Genomic DNA, 21,596 nt, shown 5'->3' with positions numbered 1-21,596 from the left:
AGAGAGATGCGGGAATCCTTAATAGCCAGCATCCATTTGAGATATCCAAAGCTAAATTGAAAGATGGTTATGGTGATTTTATTCGTGATTCCAAAGGCGTTGCGATTGAAGCACGGCAATATCATTTTAAAGATAAAAATGGTTCTACGGTAATTATTCAAGAACACAGCTTAGGGCACGCAAAAGCAACACCTTTACATGGAGCAGAGCCTCATTTTAACGTCAGGCCACCCGATAACTTGAATACAGGTGATGTTCCGGGAACTCATGGTCACTATAACTTTTAGGGAAATAACATGAACATTATTGAAGTCATAAATAACAAATTCTTAATTTCACTTTTTCCTGAAGGATTAAAAGATGACATTCTTCTTGGACAAGTTGGACTCGATATAGCAGATCAGGTATCACTAAATATCCATGTAACACAAAGACCAGAAAAAGAAGTCGCTAAATGGGGAGTATGGGGGAAAGATTATAATGTCATTGTTATTAAAATCATTGGTCAGTTTTTGAGAAAAGTTGAAATAGTTAACTGGCAAAAGATCACTTCATCCGAATTAATTTTTTTAGAAAAAGGTGATTTTTACTCTTTCAATCTCAAAGGAGACGAGTGGAGTGTTTCTTTGGAGTTGGAAGCCTTAACGTTCCAACGATGTGATATATATAGTAAATAATGTTTAAGCCGGAAAGATCTCCGTGATCTTCCGGCTCTTTTATCTAGTTCCCATTCAGCACATTAAACATTCCGTCTTTATAGTTACGTTCATAATCCGACGGGTTGGATCGATCCTTTCGGGCTATCAACTGTAATGTTCCGGTGAACTCACCTTGCGTGGTCAGATAACCACAAAATGGGATGTTAACGGAAGGGATTCTCAGGCCAGGGCAACAGCTCATTCAACCGATTGTTCGGCCAGACAGGCAGCCGGCTGAGGACATCACGTAACCAGACCCAGGGCTCATGTCCGTTGGCTTTGGCCGTTTCCAGCAGGCTCATTATCATGGCCGCCCGTTGCCCCGCGGCCAGTGAACCCGCAAAAAGCCAGTTCTTTCGGCCGAGCGCCACACCCCGGACCGCATTCTCCGCCCGGTTGTTGTCTATCGGCACCCCCCCGTCATCCAGATAACACACCAGCGCCGACCAGCGCTTCAGCGTGTAATCTATCGCTTTGCGTAACCCCGAGTTGGGGGCCGTTTGGGTCTGCATCGTTTGCAACCAGGACCGGAACTCATTCAGCCACGGCCGGGCATAACGCTGCCGCCACTGACGCCGTTTATCCGGCGGCCGGTGTTTGATTTTTCGCTCCAGCTTGTACAGGTCACGAATGCCATCCAGCGCCTGTTTCGCCACCGGACTTTGGCTCGCTTTGTATTGGTCAAAGAATTTGCGGCGGGCGTGAGCCCAGCAACCCGCTTCGGTGATATCCGCCCGGGCATGCAGTGCGTTGTAACCGGCATAGTCATCCGTCACCAACGTGCCGCCCGACCAGTCTTTCAGCAGGCTCTGGGCATAACGGCCGCTGCGGCCGGGATGCAGCTCATAGTATACCACTGCCGGCGAGGTATCGGGGCCGGTGACAGACGTCCACAGGTAAGCTCGCTGGGTCTGGCCTTTTCCCGGGGCCAGTATCGGCAACGGGGTCTCATCGGCATGCAGCACCGGGGACGTCAGCAGCGTCTGCTTCAGGGCATCGGCTAACGGTTGCAACGCCACCGCCACCTGCCCCACCCAGTCCGACAGGGTGCTGCGGGCCAGGGTGACACCGCTGCGGGCATAGATTTGCTGCTGACGGTAGAGCGGCAGGTGGTCACGATATTTAGCGACCACCACCTGAGCCAGCAACCCCGGCTCTGGAAGGCCCTTTTCAATAAGATGGGCGGGCTGGGCTTTAGCATGCACACACTGACAGCGCGCGCAGCTGTACTGCGGGCTGATATAGCGCCGGACGATAAACGTGGCCGGACGGTATTCCAGTCGCTCACTGATTTCATCACGCAAAAAGCGCAGGGCATGACCGCAATCCGGGCAGCTCTCCGTCTCCGGCGCCAGCCGGATATCTTCACGGGGTAAAGTCGCCGGCAAAGGCTGACGTTTAGGCTGGGCCGGGGTCGCGTTTTCCTTGATATGCAGGCGTGACAGCCGGGTTTCCAGCACCGCGATATCGGTATCGGCATCTTCCTCAAACTGACTGCGTTTGGGACCGGCAGGCAGGGTTTCGCTGTGCGCGCCAAAACGCCAGCGTTGCGCCTGTTTCAGGGCCTCTTCCAGCTGGCGAATATAATCACCTTGTTGCTGAAGCAGCGCCAGTGCCCGCAGGCGGAACTGGCCGGGGTCATCCAGCGCGATTAAGTCATTGAGCGTCATGCCGACAGTGTACCGGATAATTCCCCGTCGTTATCCGGTAAAAGTGTGACCGGGGTAGCGGAATTAGTTTCGCCAGCCGGACAGGTCATCTCCCTCGACCTGTTGCCAGTGAATGCCGCGGATGAGCCAGTCAAACTGGGCGGGCGTCATCACCCAGCTGCGCTCGCCCTGCTTCGGCCAGACAAAATGGGCCCGGTGCAGACGGCGGGTACACAGCCAGACGCCGTGTCGGTCCCAGCGCAACACCTTGAGACGGGAGCGGGCCTTGTTGCAGAAAATAAAAGCGGCTTCGTCCTGCCAGCGCAAATTCAGCCCCTCCAGGTGCTGGGTCAGGGCATCAATGCCCCGGCGCATGTCGACGGGCTCTCGCACCAGAAAGAGCTGTTGCGGTTTCAGCATCGGGTCAGTACCCGCATCACGTCAGGCAACAGCGTCAATGGACAGGCGATGGCATAGCCGTCTGGGGTATGCAGGGTGACGGTGCGCGCGTCGTCAGGCTGGAGTGAAACCGGTAAGAGGGCGGGCAGTGTCTGGCTGAGAGGTTGGGGGATGTTGTTACTGTCGGCAATCCAGTCGCGGAAAGCGGAAAAACTCAGCTGATGCTGTTCGCAATACTGTTTTCGGGTCAGGTCACTGTGGCGCCATTGGGTCACATGGTGTTGTTTTTGTTCCGGGGTATATCGGCTACGGCTCATGGTGTCAGTCTCCAGGTGAAGATAAGGAAGCGGTAGCGTGCATGGGCCGGAGAGGAAGAACAAGGTGAGATGACCGGACGTTTACTATCAACTGTCACGGTTGGTCGTTGGATGAGTCCCGAAGAACTTCAAAAAATGCGTGATACTGGCAAAGTAGTTCAAAGTACTACGGGAACAACACATGTTGGTTATCCAGCAAATATAGATGCCTTTGGTAAACAAGCTAAACCGGGAACAGTGTATATTGAATTTGATGTCCCTGAAAAATCATTGATAAAAACAAATGATGAATGGGCAAAAATAGTAGGTCCAGATTCTTTAGAAGGGCGTTTAGCAAAACGTAAAGGATTGCCCGTACCAGAAATGCCAGAAGTAGCCAATATAGAAATTAAGGCACAGAAAACAACAGAGGGGATAATGACAGTATGCAAAAAATAAGACTATGGATTATATCTAATTACAATTATCCCGTGATTGTAAATAATGAAAGTTTAGTAGTTGATATTGATACTGATAAAAGTATTGCTCGGTTTACTGTATGGGATGATTTGTCATGCATGTTAGAAATTCTTGATGTAGATACTGAAAAATATATCATCAATGAAAGAAGAGAACTGGCCTCTGACAATGAAGTAATTGAAGCATTCAAAGAATTTCATAGCCTGCTAAATTAAACTTAAGCCGGAAAGATCCGTGTGATCTTCCGGCTTTCTTGTGATTTATCTTGGCGAATATCCACAGTAAGCAAGGGCAGATTGAAGCTTAGAGATCGCATCTTTGATATGATACGCTTCCTCATCATTCACGGCACAGGCCCGTATCTCAGTAAACGTCCGGTCATCTCACCTTGTTCTTCCTCCCTGGCCCATGCACGCTACCGCTTCCTTATCTTCACCTGGAAACTGACACCATGAGCCGTAGCCGATATACCCCGGAGCAAAAACACAACATGTGACCCAATGGTGCCACAGTGACCTGACTCGAAAACAGTATTGCGAACAGCATCAGCTGAGTTTTTCCTTTTTACGTGATGAAATCAGTGAGTGACTGGAATACCGTCCGGCCACGTTTATCGTCCGGCGCTATATCAGCCCGCAGTACAGCTGCGCGCGCTGTCAGTGTGTGCATGCTAAAGCCCAGCCCGCCCGGCTGATTGAATAGGTTGCATTTTGGATTAAATAACGTTTCGTAATTATGCTACACATAGCCTTCTTCAACCCATTGTTATACATAGAATTATGAGTGGTATAAGATGTAGCACTATTTTGAAATCTTATTTAATATCATGTCTATTATTTAAGGGAATACGAACATGTTTACTTCCAGATTAACGATGTTGCACTTATTATGTGAATCCAAGGTTTTTAATAATTTCAATTTTACATTAATATAAAGAAAATAAAATATGGCGTGATTTAACATTTATACATAATAAATACAAATAACGATTTCACTTTTAACAATGAAGCTCAGCGTTTGCCAATGAAAATTGCAGAAAATTAAATGAGATCATTAAATAAATAGGAGAAAATGAAATTTATTATTTAGAGTGATAAATTGATGATAAAGATTATATCTGTTTTTTCAATCGCAATCGTAAAGCAGTACTGTATATCAATTCTTTATCAAGTCAGTAAAGTAATTAGTTTAAGCTTTTGAATAAGGCGTTGGTAATCGGTTATGATAATAATGTTTTGCAATGCTAATATATTAATAAATAATTAATTGTTTAGCGATGGTGTGATCATTCGGTATGAATTGGTTATCGGGTTTTTCCTATCTAAAAGCAAGATTGAGGAAAGTGATAATCGCTATTGAATCGTTTTCACTTGAAAAGGCTTTACCTGTTTATCTAATCTAAGTAAATCATTGAGATAGGGGACAATATGGTCAATTTGTTACAAATAATCTTATATCCGTCATCTTTCAAGTTGCCTCTTTGTTGGCTGCATTCACTCACCCCGGTCACATTGTTATCTATGCTCCCGGGGATTCGCTCCCTTGCCGTCGCGCTCCATCTTGAAATCTATAAGGTATAATAAGTAGGGATATCGTTGTCTGAAATTTAAGAGCATTTAGATGATAGTTAATTTTATATTAAGTTATCATCAGATTGTTCACTCTTTTTGTTGTTTTGGTTATCGGTTTACTCGGGTTTTTGAAAGTTAAATTTGGTCAAATTTTATTTTACATTTGAATAGATAAATTTCAGGCGTTATTAATGAATAATTATTTATCTATTCGTTTCATCTATATGTAGTAGATTTAATTTATTCACTGTTTATGCCCTATTTATTCACTAAAATCGCATAAATTGTGCATAAAAATACTTTTTGGAATTTTGAACGGGATCAAAAAGTATTTTTTTTGTGTACAACTTGTGTTGACTTTGTTAAGCGTGGGCAACAGTATCTGTCTAATGGCTGAGCAACTATACCTTATGGATTTCAAGATGGAGCGCGACGGCAAGGGAGCGAATCCCCGGGAGCATAGATAACAATGTGACCGGGGTGAGTGAGTGCAGCCAACAAAGAGGCAACTTGAAAGATGACGGGTATATGTTTTAGGAAATAGTCATGGGATTAATAAGAATAATATTAAATAGATCCTGTAATCTTATTATTTTTAAGGTTTTTTAGGTTTCAGTTTGGTAAACCTTTTACTCGGCATACATTAAATAAGTTGTGTCAGTGTGAGACGAAAGATGATGCGGAGCATATTACTTTCTCTCATCCGTGTACTCTCTATTTTAAGGGGAAATGATCTATGTTAGAAAATATTCAGAGAAGTTGGTTTGAACACTATATGGTGCCCTGTTTCTCTCCTGCTAAGTTCATACCTGTTCGGGCCAAAGGTTCGAAAGTATGGGATCAAGATGGCAAGGAATATATCGATTTTGCTGGTGGAATTGCCGTTAATTCATTAGGGCATGCACATCCTGAATTAAAGGATGAGTTAATTTATCAGATTGATAAAATATGGCATATAGGTAATGGTTACACTAATGAACCTGTCCTGAAATTAGCAAAAAGACTGGTGGAAAATACGTTTGCTGATAAAGCATTTTTCTGTAATTCAGGGGCGGAGGCTAACGAGGCAGCATTAAAGTTAGCCAGAAAATATGCCGCTGATAAATATGGGAAAAATAAGAATGAGATTATTTCATTTAAAGATTCTTTTCATGGTAGAACATTATTTACCGTTACAGTAGGAGGGCAGCCAAAATATTCACAAGATTATGCCCCTCTTCCGCAAGAAATTACGCATCTTCCTTATAATAATTTATCTGCAATCAGAGAACACATTTCTGAAAATACCTGTGCGGTTATTGTCGAACCTATTATCGGTGAGGGCGGTGTTATTCCCGCAGATCCTGCATTCTTGCAGGAATTACGTACCTTATGTGATCGTTTTCAAGCGCTGCTTATTTTTGATGAAATTCAAACTGGGGTGGGCCGTACAGGATACCTTTATGCTTATCAGGAATATGGTGTTGAGCCTGATATTCTTACCAGTGCTAAAGGTCTCGGTGGCGGTTTTCCTATCGGCGCTATGTTAACAAAACAGCATATCGCAGCGGTTTTTCAACCTGGAACGCATGGTACCACGTTTGGCGGTAATCCTCTGGCGACGGCAGTTGCCAATAAGGTGCTTTCTATTGTTAATCAGGCGGAACTGCTCACCGGCGTTTTGCAACGTCATGATTACTTCATGGATAAACTATCGAAACTGAATCAGCGTTACCAAATATTCAGTTGCTTGCGAGGTAAAGGGCTGCTTTTAGGTGCTGAATTGGATAAAGCTTGGCAGGGTAAGGCGAAGCAATTAACTAACTTGGCAGCAGAGGAGGGGTTAATTGCCTTGATCGCGGGTCCAGATGTGTTGCGCTTTGCGCCAGCATTAAATATTGAATTTGCTGATATTGATGAAGGTTTGGTTCGTCTTGAAAGCGCCATCATGCGGTTTGTCGGTTAATAGTAAATTGAAGGTGACGTTATGATGCTTTTCCGAGCTGTCCGGCATAGTGACTTAAATGGGGTTCAGTCTTTATCTCAACGCGCTGGTATAGGTTTGACATCTTTTCCCAATAATCTGGATCAATTACGTTCACGCATTGCACGTAGTGTTGATACTTTTGATGGAAAACTGGCCAGGGCTCAGCAGGGATTCCTTTTTGTGCTGGAAGATACCAGCGCGAATCGTGTGGCGGGTGTCAGTGCCATCGAAGTGGCGGTTGGACTGGAGGAGCCGTTTTATAATTTTCGGGTACAAAAAACCATTCGTTCATCACGTGAATTGGGGATTTATAAATCTATTGAAGCGTTGACTTTGGAGCAAGATCAGACCGGTAACAGTGAATTGTGTACCTTGTTCCTTGATCCGGAATATCAGAAGGGAAGAAATGGGACATTTCTCTCCAAAGCACGTTTTCTTTTTATCGCCGCATTTAGGGATATTTTTTCTAAAACTATATTCGCTGAAATGCGAGGGGTGGCAGATGAGCAAGGAAATTCCCCTTTCTGGAATTCATTGGGACAACATTTTTTTGGCATTCCTTTTTCCCAGGCAGATTACTTAACCGGTATTGGATCGAAAACCTTTATTGCCGAACTCATGCCCCTTCATCCTATTTATATCTCCTTATTATCTGCTGAGGCGCAGAAGGTGATTGGGCAGGTTCATGAGAAAACAGTACCCGCGCGGGCAATTCTTGAAAAAGAAGGGCTTATCTATCAAGGCCATATCGATATTTTTGATGGCGGCGCTTTATTACAGGCTGAGATTGATCGGATACGTGCGGTAAAAGAGAGTCGTCTCGTTTCTGTTAGTAAAGCCGAATCAGTGACCAGAGACGATGGTGTTCCTTGCATCGTTGCCAATCAGCAGTTTAGTGAATTTCGGGCGCTTTTATTGAATGTGGTGTGTGACAGTAATGAACTTTTTTTAACAGCCGCAGAGATGGGTGCACTTCAAGTCAGCGATGGGGATCAGGTGCGACTAGTTAGTCTCTTTCCAAAGGAAAATTAAGCATGAATTATAAAGCACATTACATTGGGGGAAGATGGATTGAAGGGCAGGGTGAGTCGATAACTAAATTTTCCCCGATAGATCAACAGGTTCTGTGGCAAGCTAACAGCGCCGATGCTTCGCAAGTCAGGGCCGCTTGTCATGCTGCGCGCGAGGCGTTTTATGCTTGGTCACATTTGCCCGCCAGTGAGCGGATTAAGGTCATTCAGACATTTGCGGCTTTGCTGAATGAGGAGAAAGAAACGCTTGCTCGTGTTATCAGTCAGGAAACCAGTAAACCGTTATGGGAAACTCGGACTGAAATACAATCCATGATAGGTAAGGCGGCTATTTCTATCGAAGCGTGGGAACAGCGTACTGGTGAGTCAGAAACGATTATGCCTGATGGCCGTGCCTTACTGCGTCACCGTCCTCACGGTGTGATGGCGGTTTTTGGTCCGTATAACTTTCCCGGACATTTGCCTAATGGTCATATTATTCCCGCGCTTATTGCGGGTAATACGCTGGTGTTTAAACCGAGTGAATTGACACCGATGACCGCAGAAGAGACGGTGAAATTATGGGAAAAAGCCGGTTTGCCCGCTGGTGTGCTCAATCTGGTTCAGGGAGCACGCAGTACCGGGACAGCATTGCTGGAGGATAAGCAGATTGATGGTGTGCTGTTTACCGGGAGTGCCAATACGGGCTTTCACTTTCACCGCATGCTCGGCGGTCAGCCAGAGAAGATGTTGGCGCTTGAAATGGGGGGAAACAATGCATTGATCGTCGATGCTTACGACGATATTGATGCCGCTGTTTACACCATTGTGCAATCCGCGTTTATCTCCGCTGGTCAACGTTGCACTTGTGCCCGCAGATTGTTGGTCAAAAATGGCGCCCATGGAGATGCGGTGATTAAGCGTTTGGTGGAGGTGACAGAGCGGATCGTACCATCCCATTGGGATGCCCAACCCCAACCGTTCATTGGTGGAGTCATTTCTCTACAGGCTGTGCAGAATCTATTGGAAGCTCAAGATCGACTACAAAAACTGGGTGGTATCTCTTTGGTTTCGCTGGAGCAATGCCAGCCGCAATCAACGTTGTTGACCCCTGGGATTATTGATGTTAGCCAAGTCGCTGATGTTCCTGATGAAGAGTATTTCGGGCCGCTGCTCATGCTTATGCGTTATGACACATTTGATGAGGCGCTGGCAATCGCCAATAACACCCGATTCGGATTGGCTACCGGTTTAATTTCGCCGGATGCTGCTCTGTTCCAACGTCTGTCGGAAGATGCCAGAGCGGGCATTGTGAACTGGAATAAACCGTTGACCGGGGCTTCCAGTAAAGCGCCTTTTGGTGGCATTGGTGCGTCAGGAAACTACCGACCTAGTGCTTATTATGCTGCTGATTACTGTGCCTGGCCGATGGCATCTCTGGTTGCTGACGAACTCACTTTACCTGAAACGCTTGCGCCAGGGCTTCATTTCCCTGATTAACCGTTTAACGGGAGAGGTTTTCAACTTATATAATTTTTCCAAGGGGATTTATGGCTGGTTTTGAAGCAAATTTTGATGGGTTGGTCGGCATGACCCATCATTATGCGGGGCTTTCTGTGGGTAATAAGGCTTCGATTAATAATAAAGACAGCGTATCTAACCCGCGTAAGGCCGCGCTGCAAGGGTTGATGAAAATGAAAGCGTTGGCTGATGAAGGGTTTATTCAAGGAGTGCTTCCGCCGCAACAACGCCCTCATATTCCGGCCTTGCGTAATTTAGGTTTTGTCGGCAGTGATGAGCAGATATTGCATAAAGCAGCCAAATATTCTCCGGTGTTATTATCAAAACTGAGTTCTGCTTCATCAATGTGGACCGCAAATGCGGCAACCGTGTCACCTTCGGCGGATAGCGCTGATCAGCGAGTTCATTTCACGGTAGCTAATTTAAACAATAAATTGCACCGTTCGCTGGAAATAGCAACGACGACTGCCGCGTTAAAAGCCACTTTTGCTGATCAAAACTATTTTGTTCATCATCAGGCTCTTCCACAACATGAAGATTTTGGTGATGAAGGGGCGGCAAACCATAATCGCCTCGGTGGTGATTATGATTCGCCGGGCGTACAGGTGTTTGTCTATGGCCGTAGCGTATTTCGCGGCGGCCCGGTGCCTAAACGTTATCCGGCACGGCAAACATTGGAAGCCAGTGAAGCGATCGCACGGTTGCATCGGCTTAATCCGGCACAAACCGTTTTTGTACAGCAAAACCCGGTCGCCATTGACAGTGGGGTTTTCCATAACGATGTGATTGCGGTCAGCAACCGAAATGTCCTTTTTCACCATCAATATGCTTATCTTAATCAGTCTCAGGTTCTGACCGAAATTAGACAGAAAATGGCGGTGTTGGGACAGAATTTTGTCTCGATTGAGGTGCCTGCTGAGCAGATCAGCATCAAAGATGCGGTTGATTCTTATCTCTTTAATAGTCAGTTACTGAGTAAAATTGATGGGAAAATGGTGCTCGTTGTTCCTGAAGAGTGCCGCCAACATTCCGCTGTCTGGGATTATTTGCAGTCGCTGAGTGCACAAACCTCTGCACCTATCAATGAAGTTCGTGTTTTTGATTTGCGGGAAAGTATGCGTAATGGCGGCGGCCCGGCCTGTTTGCGTCTGAGGGTGGTACTTAACGACGCTGAATTTCGTGCGGTTAATCCCGCAACATTGATGAATACGCAACTTTACCAGCGCCTGACCAAATGGATAGAGCACCATTATCGTGATGAATTATGCGCCAGTGATCTGGCCGATCCCCAATTACTTTGTGAAGTTTATACCGCGCTGGATGAGCTTACGCAGATCTTGAATTTAGGATCGATCTATGAATTTCAGCGCTAAATTGGAGCAGATATGGATCTGTTAACGTTATTGCTTGAAAAAAAACTTGCCGACCACCTGACATTTCCAGAAACAATAAATGCGCATTGGTTGGCTGAAGGTGTACTGCAATTGATTCCCCATGAAGAGGGAAATCGGTCTCTGGTGATTTCTGCCGGTATTCATGGTAATGAAACCGCGCCTATTGAAATATTGATTCAGTTACTTGCACAGTTGGCGGAGGGCACGTTAGCACTAAAAAATAACGTGTTGATCATCTTCGGTAATTTGCCTGCGATGCGTACGAATCGACGTTATTTACATGATGATTTGAATCGGATGTTTGGTGGCCGTTATCTGAATTTTCCGTTAGGAAATGAGCGATCACGTGCGGCTGAACTTGAAAACGTTGTGAATCGCTTTTTTGCTGAACCTTCGGTGTCGTCGACCAATATTCGCTGGCATATTGATCTGCATACCGCTATACGCGCTTCTCACCATGAGCAATTTGCGTTGTTACCTGCTCAGAATCGCCCCTTTTCTGCTGAATTTATGCAATGGTTGCATGACAGCGATATTGATGCGCTCGTTTATCATCGTGAGAAAGCCGGGACTTTCAGCCATTTTCTGAGTGAAAAGTTTGGCGCGGATAGCTGTACGATGGAGATGGGTAAAGCAATGCCTTTTGGGGAAAATGATTTAACAAGATTTCAAAAAATTACCGATGCGCTTTATGGTTTAATTTCTTTATCGCAAATAACCGCACGTATTAAATTTGAGCTGAAACATTACCAGGTAATTAATTCCATTATTAAGAGTCACGACAGTTTTCAACTTCATATTCCCGCAGATACCTTGAACTTTACTGAATTGCCAGAAGGATTTGAAATCGCCAGCCAACATGATCACCATTGGAAAATTAAATTTCCAGCGAAATTTATTTTATTTCCTAATGCTGAGGTTGCTAATGGATTACGAGCAGGATTGTTACTTGCTTTAAATAAAAAATAATTAAATAAATAAGGCATTATTCCATTTTCTTCCTGAAGCCGTGAGAATTTTTTTCAGAAAGATTTAGCAGTCAACTGCTTCTTTAATGACGGACGGGTACTATCATGATAAAAAATAATAAAACTCAACAAAACCTTTCGGCAGAGAAATTTGCTGATACACAAACGCTTCATCGAGGGCTGAGTGCACGTCATATTCAATTGATTTCCATTGGTGGTGCTATTGGCACAGGTTTATTTATGGGGTCAGGAAAAACTATTGCCGTATCGGGTACATCGATCATTATTACCTATGCGATTGTTGGTTTTTTTGTCTATATGGTGATGCGGGCAATGGGAGAATTGCTGCTGACTAAACTGAATTATCGCTCTTTTGCTGATTTCGTATCGGATTATTTAGGTACCAAAGCCAGTTTTTTTCTCGGCTGGACTTATTGGATGAGTTGGATTGTCTCTTGTATTGCTGATGTTGTTGTATGTGGCGGCTACATTCAATATTGGTTTCCCGGCGTCTCTCTTTGGGTGCCCGCATTTATAACGCTAGGTTTACTGGGGACTTGTAATCTTCTTTCTGTCCGCTTATTTGGCGAAGCTGAATTCTGGTTCGCCATGATTAAGGTCATTGCGATTTTAGCGTTGATTATTATTGGCGTTGGTATGGTGATGGTAGGTTGGCAATCACCGGATGGTACGATCGCCTCTGTGAATAATTTGACTGATCCATCGGTATTTCTGCCAAATGGTATTTTTGGTTTTTTTGCTGGTTTTCAAATCGCGATTTTTTCTTTTACTGGTGTTGAATTAGTTGGCACGATGACGGCAGAAACAAAAGATCCGGAAAAGATATTGCCGAAAGCAATTAATTATATCCCGATGAGAATTATGATTTTCTATATTTTCTCCATGTTGAGCATCATTGCTGTCACTTCTTGGGGACGGATCTCAGCTGAAACCAGCCCTTTTGTGACACTATTTGCCCTGGCGGGTCTGCCTGCTGCTGCCGCAGTGGTTAATTTTGTTGCATTAACGTCGGCAATGTCCTCTGCTAATAGTGGATTATATGCTTGTACACGTATGCTTTATGGCTTATCAACGGAAAAGAATGCACATCGGAAATTTAAAATTCTTTCCCGCAATACGGCGATTCCTGTACATAGTCTGATATTTTCTTGTTTCTGTATGGTGGTGGGTACGTCACTTTTATTTATCGTACCGAATGTCATGCAGTTATTTACTATTGTATCAACCGTTGCTTCGGTTATGGTGATTTATAGCTGGTGTGTGATTTTGATTGCCTATTTGGTTTATCGTAAGAATTATCCTGATGTGCATAAACGTTCAATATTTAAGATGCCTTTAGGGGTGTTAATGACTTGGCTGACCCTGATTTTTTTCATCTTTACCATAGTGGTAATGGTTTTTGATCCGGATACCCTGATCGCACTCTGTGGCACGCCTTTATGGTTTATTATGTTAAGTATTTTATGGCGCGTAAAAAAGAAAAATGAGGCACAGAAAGAACAGCGTTATCAGATAGCGAAAGAGAGTTTTCGTTCATAGGCAGCTAATTGAGAAATAATAAATTGAAGCAGATAGAAAAATGGCTTCAATGACGATCTCATATTAGCCAAAGTTGCGTTTATTTCTTCTGATTTTACTCCCGATTGAGTCATTTGTTAGGGAATGGCTCGCACCTGCAAAATGTTTATACCCTATGGATTTCAAGATGGATCGCGACGGCAAGGGAGAGAATCCCCGGGAGATGATTAGTCGAATCCAGCATTGAATATTCGTAACTTCGGTGCTTTCATTAAAATTTAATCACAATTGTTAATGATTTATTTTATTTATCATCACATTTTTTAATTAATTATGAGCTGTTCACTGACAATGTTCAATAGACAGGCTGAACGTCTGTTATAAAAAACGTCACGCCAAATTGGCTAAATAATGTCAATAACTAGCGTGAGGTAACGACATTACGTGACTTGAATATGGGCACAATAATATGTTTGTGAAATGTGATTATGGGAATGAAAAAGCCCGTTAAGCTTGGTATTTATCGGATGTGTAGCCTTGTTGTCTGGAATCCACTTGGTGGGAATCATGATATCGGTAACGTTGATATGCGGACGTTCAATAACCATTTTAGTCAACGCCTTTGGTCTCTCTACAGTAAGAGCATACAGCATCAATCTTTGCTATTAATGTATCTCAAATAGTACGGGATATAGATTAAATATTAATATTACTAATTGTTTGATAATTAATTGTATGTAAATATATATGTATTATCAATTGTCTACTGATGATTGATAACTGTTGTGAAGGTGGATGTTCATAGTGAGTGAAATTTAGCGATCCACGAGGAAAGTCGAAATGGGTCATAAAGTTTCCATAGCTATGACACTGCCTTTAAATTGCTAATAAAATCAATAATATTAATATAGGCGTATATGCAACAAGTTAACATCTCAAACAGCCACCGTCTGGTTCAATCTGAGGCTGAATTACTCGACCTTATTCTCACCGAAGTGACTAATGCACCACATCCGGATCTCGTTATTATGGCAGGGCATTTCATGCTCTTCCTTGACGAAGACCGAGGATGCCTTGTCCCGGGAGTCATCGAAGAAAATACGGCTCCTATGCGAGAAAAAATTGAGCGACGCGTAGGAATCTTTCCTGGATACACTTGGGAACTTGGTGTGCGAATCGCAGAACAGCTTGAACATCAATTCGAAGCGATAAAATTCCTGCTGCTCATCAACGATTGGCAATATGTTTCGCGCGACAGCGGGCCAGCATCTGAGCTAAGACGTGCCTTCTATGAGCAATTCTCCGCGCTTCCGGCTTCGTACAAATCTATCTTAGAGCGCAGTGGGCAATTTTCTGAGCAAAACATGCTCGCAAGCCGGAAACATCCTGTTGCCTATCCAGAGACTTGGCTGAAATATCGCTTCCAGAAAAGTGCCGATAAGTTGGTCAAAGCAGGGCTGTTAAATCGCCGCGTTCTCGACAATGGCCCCGATGCCGGAACCGAAATTTCGCTTGTGGACGAAAACGGCGATTATAAACCTCTCATTACCTGCGGCGTTACCGGATGTGCGGGAGAGATTACTGAGATGATCTCCGAGGTCTACAAGGCGCAACATCGCCTTCTGGTGATCTTTGCCCCCGGCGAATGCTTCCAACCAGTCAAAACAGGGGTAAGCACGGCGCTCTCTCTGTATGGGCTTTCGGGCATGAAGGTGATTGTTGCGGATCCCGGTGGAAGCGGAGAGATGCAGACACAAGAGATCTACTCGAAGCTCGTTAACGTTGCCGTCTTCACTTCCTGATGGGAGTCGCTATGAATGTCAATGAAAACCCGACTGGCGTAATCTATCTGGATCATTGTGCTACGACACCATGCTTTCCTGAGGTCGTCGACATCATGCGATTCTACATGGAGCATGAATTCGGTAATTCTTCCTCCGCCCATGTGATGGGACGTCGTGCCCGGCATGCGATAGAGAACGCCGCCCAACAAGTTGCGTCTCTCATCGGTGCTCGCCCAGAGGAGATTGCCTTTACATCGGGGGCCACAGAAGCCAACAATATTGCGCTTTTCTCAAGTTTTGCTCATAACGAATGCGCTCCTGCGGGAGCGCTGCTTTGCCCTATCGACCACAAATCTGTGTTGCTTGTCGGCAAAGAGTTGAGTCGTCGGGGGCTTGCTGTTGAATACCTGCCGGTTGCCGCCAATGGCCGGGTACAACCGGAAGATGTCATCACCAAATTGACCGCCGACACCCGTATCGTCAGCGTTGCTCATGTGAATTCCGAATTAGGTACAGTTCAGCCGGTGGATGAAATTGCCGCGATCACACGTCGGTCAGGCGCTTGGCTACATGTGGATGCTGTCCAGTCTATCGGCAAAATTCCCGTGAACGTCAAAGAGACTGGAATTGATATGCTTTCATTTTCCGCCCACAAAATGCGGGGACCGAAAGGAGTTGGGGCGCTCTTCGTCGATGCGCGTGTTGCGGGGCATTTGAGGCCCTTCATCTATGGTGGCGGCCAGAATCATTTGCGCAGCGGCACCTTGCCAACGCCGCTGATTGTTGGGTTTGGCCTTGCGTGTCAGATGATTCAGTCAACCCTTATTCAACGTCAAGCAAAAGTCACTGCATTGAGAGACTATTTTATTACTCGCCTTCATCAAAGGGTGCCGAACGCCGTGTTGAATACCGATATCTCTTGCAGTTCCCCATACATCGTGAACGTTCAGTTCGAAGGTATCGCTTCGGAGGCGCTAATATCCGGGTTGCATCAGGTGGCTATATCGTCAGGTTCAGCCTGCAATTCCGCGGAACTACAGCCTTCGCACGTGCTTACAGGCATCGGCTTGAGCTCGGCTCAGGCTAATGCGTCGGTTCGGTTCTGTTTTGATCCGGATCTCGATAATGCGATATTGGACACCGCAATTGAACACCTTGTCTTCCGATTAAATTCTATTCGCTAGGAGCATTATCTATGACTATGCAAACTTCCTCCTCAAGCGCAGGCACTGGTTTTTACGAACGGGCTTTCGGTAGTTTCTCTGCGGAAGCGGTATCCGAGGTACGCAAAGAGACCTATGGCGAAGACTTGGGGCAGAACAACTGGTCCTCTGCTGATGAGTTTAGAAAGTTCTCCCAATGGCTTCAATTATCTGACAGCTCTCATGTGCTGGATGTATGCAGTGGGTCCGGAGGGCCGGCTCTGTTTTTGGCAAGGACCAGTGGCTGTAGCGTGACGGGGGTTGACATTCATCCTCACGGCCTCCTTACTGCCCGGCAACTTGCGGCAGATTTCGGACTGGAAGATCGAAGCAACTTCGTCGACAGTGATGTTCGTCAGCCTCTGCCATTTCCTGATGGCACTTTTGATGCATTATGGTGTATCGACTCGGTAATTCATATTCCGGATCGATTGGCCTTGCTGCGCGAATGGTGTCGACTACTGAAACCGGGCGGCCGGTTCTTGTATACCGATCCTACTTTAGTAACCGGCATGCTGAGTAAAGACGAAATCATGATACGTGGCATGCCGGGTTATTTCCTCTATAGCCCGCTTGGGTTAAACGAGCGTTTAATCAGCGAGGCGGGCCTTTGCCTCGAAAGGCAGGTGGATCTTACCCAAAGTGTTGTTGAACTTAGTGAGCGCTGGCGTGCCGGGCGTGAGAAGCGCAGGGAGCAATTTATTGCAATAGAGGGTGAAGAAGCGTTCGAGCGGATGCAGAATTTCTTGTCCACCACACAGCTAGTCTCAATTGAACGGAGGCTGTCGCGCGTGGCCTTTATTGGTTATCGTCCGTAATATCTCTTACCTCTTTGCCCTATTGGGCAAGGAGGTATCTTACCTATTAGATGTGAATAATGATGTTAACCTACCGCAGTGCATTCAACTTCACTATCTTGGGTTGGATGTCTGGTTTGACCGCTTGCTAAAAATTCAATGAATGATTGAATCTGTTTACTCGTGAAGTAATTATGTTGTATTGACTATGCTAAACCGAATTTAAATTAATTTAAAGTAAATGTAGCGATTGTTCAGAAATATATTTTTAATGTTATGGAGGTGTGTATTTTATTTAATTATATTTTAGATTTTTGGAATTAATCTAAATAATTATTTTTGTTTTATTATCAGCATGATGTTCTTATTGCGATTATAATATATTTTTAACCATTGTAGTATAAATGGTTATATAGTCATTTTATTATTTTTATGTTGCCTTGATATATAAAGTAAATATTTTTTATTTTAATCATATTGGAATTTGTTTTTGTTTTTTATGATCTAATAACATATCGTTATCTACGTCATTTGGTAGCAATAGAGAATGATTTAATTGGTTAATTTATTATCTGTCATCTGTAATGATATGTTTTAAAATAAGTATATTAATAACAACAATGAAATTTATTTTTATTCCACTAAACGTTAAACTTCTTAATTAAATAAAGCAAGGAGATAAGTATGATTTTAAATAAAAAAGTTTTCCTGATTTCCCCTTTTTTACTCGCAATGAGTAGTTTTAGTATGGCATGTAAGACAGATCCAAAGATAGAAAAAATAATCAATAAAAATGGACTGGAAAATACCAAAGTGATGTCTATGTATAAAAATTGCACACTTTCAGTTTCAGCAGATACACCGAATAAAGTGACATTAGTAAATAATAAAGCGGCAAATCGTGATACTAAAGCAGAAAAGGCGATGTACTGGTATAGAGGGATGGGAATAAAGGAATATAAAGCATTTCACCAGAATAAGTATAAAAGCCTTCCTTGTGTTAAAGGAGAAAATTTTTGTGGAATTGCTCCCGAATATACTTATTCTCAAGGTTATCTGACAAATAAAAACCCTGGCGTTGTTGTTGAGTTTAGTACAATAGAACCGGGATGGTTATATAATGAATTTACAACTAAACATAAGTGTCAAATTAAAGCAGAGGGAGGAGGAACATACGGGCTTGGTGTGATAGGGACATCAGCGAGTTGTGATAATAAATATAAGAAACTTGTAATAGGGAATGTATTTAATAAATGGTTGGAAAAGCCAGCCAAAATAGATCCCATCATTTCTTATGTATTATTAGCAAAATAGATTTCAGCTATAAATAATTTTTGTTGAAATATATTGCACCGAATGTTTATAACTTCGGTGCTTTTTATTGGTAATGGATTTTAAGTGAACTTATACTTATCCGTGTTACTTGTAAATAAAATAGACATTTATAATATTTTTTATGTAAAAATATACTTTACAGGCAAGATATTATCATGTGGTAAAAGAAAATTATAATTAGTAGATATTCTACAATAAGTATGAATAAAGATTTTATCTTTTTGAACTGTTTTGATGACTATACCCTATGGATTTCAAGATGCATCGCGACGGCAAGGGAGTAAATCCCCGGGAGCATAGATAACGATGTGACCGGGGTGAGTGAGTGCAGCCAACAAAGAAGCAACTTGAAAGATGACGGGTATATAATTGCAATTAGATAATGTCATTTATATTGATTTTGAATGGTAAATAGGTATTTATTTTATTTACATGATATTGTAATAAATAAAAAAGTATCTATTTCAAATGTTATTGAAATGATCTTTTTTTGTGTTTATCCGGTTTTTTATTTAATTATTATAGGGCTTGTTTTTTTTGATTTCATAATCTACCTTTATTTAATAAGGCTAATAACAAGAGAAACTGATTAAATGATATGATTTATATTGCAAAGTTATTTTGTTGTTGGTTTCTTATTTGTAGTGGAGTTTTATTTATAGTGGCATTGTACGTTAGGTCATTATGTGTCGGTAAAGATGATGACTGGATTTATTAATAACGGCTATGAAATATATCTTCGTTCTTTTGGGTATCAATACCATCGATAAAGTAAGGAGAGAAGTATGAGTTTTAATAAAAAAGCCTTTCTGATTGCCACTTTATTAGTTGTGAGCCACTTTAGTATGGCATGTAATACTGATCCAATGGTGGAACATATAATAAAAAGTTATGGCCTACAAGAGACTAAAGTGATGTCTATGTATAAAAATTGTGAATTGGATGTGGTGAATACCGGAAATAGAATTATATTAACTAATAACAAATCTAAAAATAGGAATGAACGTGCAGAGATAGCGATGTACTGGTATCGAGGAATGGGAATAGAAGAATTTAAGTTATTTGATAGTAATAAGTTTAAGAGTATTCCTTGTGTTAACGTGCCAAATCGCTTTTGCGGAATTTCTCCTGAATATACTTACGCCAAGAGCTACCCGATGAGAGAAGATAAAAAATTCGTTATAGAGTTTAGTACCGTAGAACCTGGCTGGCTATATAATGAATTTACCACTAAACATAACTGCGAAATTGATGTTGAATCAAGAGGAGAATCATATGGGTTGGGTGGAATAGGTGCATTGAAAAAAGATAAGTCAAATTGTCAGCCTAAAGGTTATAAGGTAGGAGATGAGTTTAATAAGTGGCTATCGGAAAAGCCAGTTAAAATAGAGGCGATAATTGCTTATATACAATTACCCATATCAGATTAATCCTTAATATCTGTTATAAATAACTTTTCAAAATAGTAGAACACTTGGAGGGAACTCAGTCCAATTTTTGCAATCTGATCAATTGTAGATAATCCCAAACCACTAAACGGACTGAGTTATGCCTATCATAGCACCTATACCCCGCAATGAACGACGCCAGATGAAAAAAATTATCCAGAACACCCGAGATAAAGATTATGCTCGCAGGCTCATGGCCATATTGATGCTGCATCGAGGCGAGTCTGTCTCTCTGGTCGCCAAAACCCTTTGCGCCAGTCGTTCTTCTGTCTATCGCTGGATAAACTGGTTGACTTTATATGGTCTGGAAGGACTCAAAAGCCTGCCTGTGGGCAGACCCGCTGTCTGGAATTTAATCCCGCTTTATCCTTTACTGTCTTTTTTATTGCAATATTCTCCCCAGCAATTGGGCTGCCTGCGTTCTCGCTGGAGTCTTGAGTTTTTTATAATTAAAATCAATGAATTATTAAACATAAAATTATCCATCAGTACCTTCTATCGTTACTTACATAAAATGGGTATCGTGTGGCGAAGGGCAGCCCCGACGCTTAAATTACCCGATCCCGAGTACCATGAAAAAATGGCGAAAATTACCGAGGCATTGTCAACGTGTTCAGAAAAACATCCCGTTTTTTATGAAGATGAAGTCGACATCGAGCTGAATCCAAAAATCGGGGCTGACTGGTATTTAAAAGGGCAACAGAAACGTATAGTGACACCAGGAAAAAACCAAAAACATTATTTTGCAGGTTGCCTGAATGTTCAAACGGGAAAAGTGACTTATGCTGACGGGTTAAATAAGAATTCTCAGTTATTTATCAATGTATTGGAAGAACTTGAACGCCAGTATTGTCATGCTGAAACCCTCACTTTGATTTTGGATAATTACAGTATCCATAAAAGCCGACGGGTCAGAGATTGGCTGGCTTGTCATCCTAAATTTAATCTGTTGTTTTTACCTGTTTATTCACCCTGGCTGAATAAAATTGAGCGTCTGTGGCAATCCTTACATGAAACGGTGACACGAAATCATGGCTGTCAGTATATGTGGCAATTGCTTGAGAAAGTGAAAACGTTTTTAAATTCATGTCCCTACAGGAATAGCAGAGAATAAAAAGAGTGAGTGTATTATAATTATGAAAAGTTATTTATAATCGTGTCATTATCAGCTTTAAACTTTCTTTTTTAGCGCCGAATGTCTTATCGCTTTGGTGCTTTTTCTTGGTTAAAGCTAATTGTCTTTGCTGGAGGATATAATGGGTAGAACTCGATAGAATGTTAAAGGAATAAATGTAAATTACAGTCTCGAAAGAATTCTATTAGATAACAAAGAAAATTTTCATTGAGAAATATTTTTCAAAAGAAATATTTTCATATCACTATTGGTTTTTTTCTTATATACCGTTACTATATTGTTTTGTAGATATTCTAATGACATATTTTTTAATTTAATTATATTGGAATTTGTTTTTGTTTTTTATAGTTAAATAATCTACCTTATTTCAGTCAGATAATAATAATGAAGATTAATGGCATGGG

At 42.7% G+C, this 21,596-nt stretch carries 20 protein-coding genes and 1 pseudogene; 17 read left to right on the top strand and 4 right to left on the bottom strand.

Going from position 1 to position 21,596, the window contains the following annotated elements:
• The first annotated feature begins 56 nt into the window (after positions 1-56).
• Complete coding sequence (locus PluTT01m_RS27635) at positions 57-287, top strand: HNH/endonuclease VII fold putative polymorphic toxin (RefSeq protein WP_011147330.1); 231 nt, start codon at positions 57-59, stop codon at positions 285-287.
• 9 nt (positions 288-296) lie between these two features.
• Entirely contained in the window at positions 297-677 is a 381-nt protein-coding gene (locus PluTT01m_RS16090) for a hypothetical protein (protein WP_011147329.1), read from the top strand.
• 185 nt (positions 678-862) lie between these two features.
• Here PluTT01m_RS16090 and PluTT01m_RS16085 read toward each other — a convergent pair whose 3' ends face one another.
• From PluTT01m_RS16085 to tnpA, 3 genes are all read right to left on the bottom strand, one after another.
• Entirely contained in the window at positions 863-2,368 is a 1,506-nt protein-coding gene (locus PluTT01m_RS16085; RefSeq protein ID WP_011145417.1) for an IS66-like element ISPlu20 family transposase, read from the bottom strand.
• A 63-nt stretch (positions 2,369-2,431) separates the two neighbouring features.
• Positions 2,432-2,767 (bottom strand): IS66 family insertion sequence element accessory protein TnpB, encoded by a 336-nt coding sequence (gene tnpB / locus PluTT01m_RS16080; protein ID WP_011144475.1) that lies wholly within the window; start codon positions 2,765-2,767, stop codon positions 2,432-2,434.
• Positions 2,761-3,063, bottom strand: a complete 303-nt coding sequence (tnpA, locus tag PluTT01m_RS16075) for an IS66 family insertion sequence element accessory protein TnpA (RefSeq protein ID WP_011144474.1) — start codon at positions 3,061-3,063, stop codon at positions 2,761-2,763. Before tnpA ends, tnpB begins: the two co-directional genes overlap by 7 nt.
• Before the next feature lie 69 nt (positions 3,064-3,132).
• On the opposite strand from tnpA, the gene PluTT01m_RS16070 reads away from it, so the two are divergent.
• Both PluTT01m_RS16070 and PluTT01m_RS16065 read left to right on the top strand, forming a co-directional pair.
• The gene (locus tag PluTT01m_RS16070; protein WP_011147328.1) at positions 3,133-3,501 is read left to right on the top strand and encodes a TreTu family toxin; all 369 of its coding nucleotides are present in this window, start codon (positions 3,133-3,135) and stop codon (positions 3,499-3,501) included.
• Positions 3,489-3,737, top strand: a complete 249-nt coding sequence (locus PluTT01m_RS16065; RefSeq protein WP_011147327.1) for an immunity protein TriTu family protein — start codon at positions 3,489-3,491, stop codon at positions 3,735-3,737. Before PluTT01m_RS16070 ends, PluTT01m_RS16065 begins: the two co-directional genes overlap by 13 nt.
• Before the next feature lie 45 nt (positions 3,738-3,782).
• On the opposite strand, the gene PluTT01m_RS28280 is transcribed toward PluTT01m_RS16065, so the two are convergent.
• Entirely contained in the window at positions 3,783-3,884 is a 102-nt protein-coding gene (locus PluTT01m_RS28280) for a DUF7706 family protein (protein ID WP_420800639.1), read from the bottom strand.
• Between the two features lie 199 nt (positions 3,885-4,083).
• Here PluTT01m_RS28280 and PluTT01m_RS28275 point away from each other — a divergent pair.
• The 13 genes and pseudogenes from PluTT01m_RS28275 to PluTT01m_RS16000 all read left to right on the top strand — a co-directional run.
• A pseudogene (locus PluTT01m_RS28275) lies at positions 4,084-4,221 on the top strand (IS66 family transposase zinc-finger binding domain-containing protein); the annotation flags it as partial.
• Between the two features lie 1,608 nt (positions 4,222-5,829).
• Positions 5,830-7,038 carry an aspartate aminotransferase family protein gene (gene astC, locus PluTT01m_RS16055; RefSeq protein ID WP_011147326.1) on the top strand — a complete coding sequence of 403 codons (1,209 nt, stop codon included), beginning with the start codon at positions 5,830-5,832 and terminating at the stop codon, positions 7,036-7,038.
• A gap of 24 nt (positions 7,039-7,062) precedes the next feature.
• On the top strand, positions 7,063-8,091 hold the full coding sequence (gene astA / locus PluTT01m_RS16050; RefSeq protein WP_228957120.1) for an arginine N-succinyltransferase: 1,029 nt from the start codon (positions 7,063-7,065) through the stop codon (positions 8,089-8,091).
• A gap of 2 nt (positions 8,092-8,093) precedes the next feature.
• Entirely contained in the window at positions 8,094-9,569 is a 1,476-nt protein-coding gene (astD, locus tag PluTT01m_RS16045) for a succinylglutamate-semialdehyde dehydrogenase (protein ID WP_011147324.1), read from the top strand.
• Between the two features lie 50 nt (positions 9,570-9,619).
• The gene (astB, locus tag PluTT01m_RS16040; RefSeq protein ID WP_011147323.1) at positions 9,620-10,963 is read left to right on the top strand and encodes an N-succinylarginine dihydrolase; all 1,344 of its coding nucleotides are present in this window, start codon (positions 9,620-9,622) and stop codon (positions 10,961-10,963) included.
• Between the two features lie 12 nt (positions 10,964-10,975).
• Positions 10,976-11,953: a succinylglutamate desuccinylase gene (gene astE / locus PluTT01m_RS16035; protein ID WP_011147322.1), complete on the top strand. Its 978-nt coding sequence runs from the start codon at positions 10,976-10,978 to the stop codon at positions 11,951-11,953.
• Between the two features lie 104 nt (positions 11,954-12,057).
• Positions 12,058-13,512 carry an amino acid permease gene (locus tag PluTT01m_RS16030; protein ID WP_011147321.1) on the top strand — a complete coding sequence of 485 codons (1,455 nt, stop codon included), beginning with the start codon at positions 12,058-12,060 and terminating at the stop codon, positions 13,510-13,512.
• A gap of 896 nt (positions 13,513-14,408) precedes the next feature.
• Positions 14,409-15,293, top strand: coding sequence for an LPD16 domain-containing protein (locus PluTT01m_RS16025; RefSeq protein ID WP_011147320.1), 885 nt, complete (start codon positions 14,409-14,411; stop codon positions 15,291-15,293).
• 11 nt (positions 15,294-15,304) lie between these two features.
• Positions 15,305-16,459 (top strand): cysteine desulfurase family protein, encoded by a 1,155-nt coding sequence (locus tag PluTT01m_RS16020; RefSeq protein WP_041380178.1) that lies wholly within the window; start codon positions 15,305-15,307, stop codon positions 16,457-16,459.
• 11 nt (positions 16,460-16,470) lie between these two features.
• On the top strand, positions 16,471-17,295 hold the full coding sequence (locus PluTT01m_RS16015; protein WP_011147318.1) for a class I SAM-dependent methyltransferase: 825 nt from the start codon (positions 16,471-16,473) through the stop codon (positions 17,293-17,295).
• A gap of 663 nt (positions 17,296-17,958) precedes the next feature.
• Positions 17,959-18,588 (top strand): hypothetical protein, encoded by a 630-nt coding sequence (locus PluTT01m_RS16010; protein WP_011147317.1) that lies wholly within the window; start codon positions 17,959-17,961, stop codon positions 18,586-18,588.
• A gap of 806 nt (positions 18,589-19,394) precedes the next feature.
• Positions 19,395-20,039 carry a hypothetical protein gene (locus tag PluTT01m_RS16005; RefSeq protein ID WP_011147316.1) on the top strand — a complete coding sequence of 215 codons (645 nt, stop codon included), beginning with the start codon at positions 19,395-19,397 and terminating at the stop codon, positions 20,037-20,039.
• A gap of 118 nt (positions 20,040-20,157) precedes the next feature.
• Positions 20,158-21,171, top strand: coding sequence for an IS630-like element ISPlu10 family transposase (locus tag PluTT01m_RS16000; protein ID WP_011144854.1), 1,014 nt, complete (start codon positions 20,158-20,160; stop codon positions 21,169-21,171).
• The last annotated feature ends 425 nt before the right edge of the window (positions 21,172-21,596 follow it).

The sequence above is a fragment of the Photorhabdus laumondii subsp. laumondii genome (assembly GCF_003343245.1).
GTDB lineage: Bacteria > Pseudomonadota > Gammaproteobacteria > Enterobacterales > Enterobacteriaceae > Photorhabdus > Photorhabdus laumondii.
Note: the sequence above shows the minus strand (reverse complement) of the source record. Positions and strands in the feature narration are given on the sequence as shown.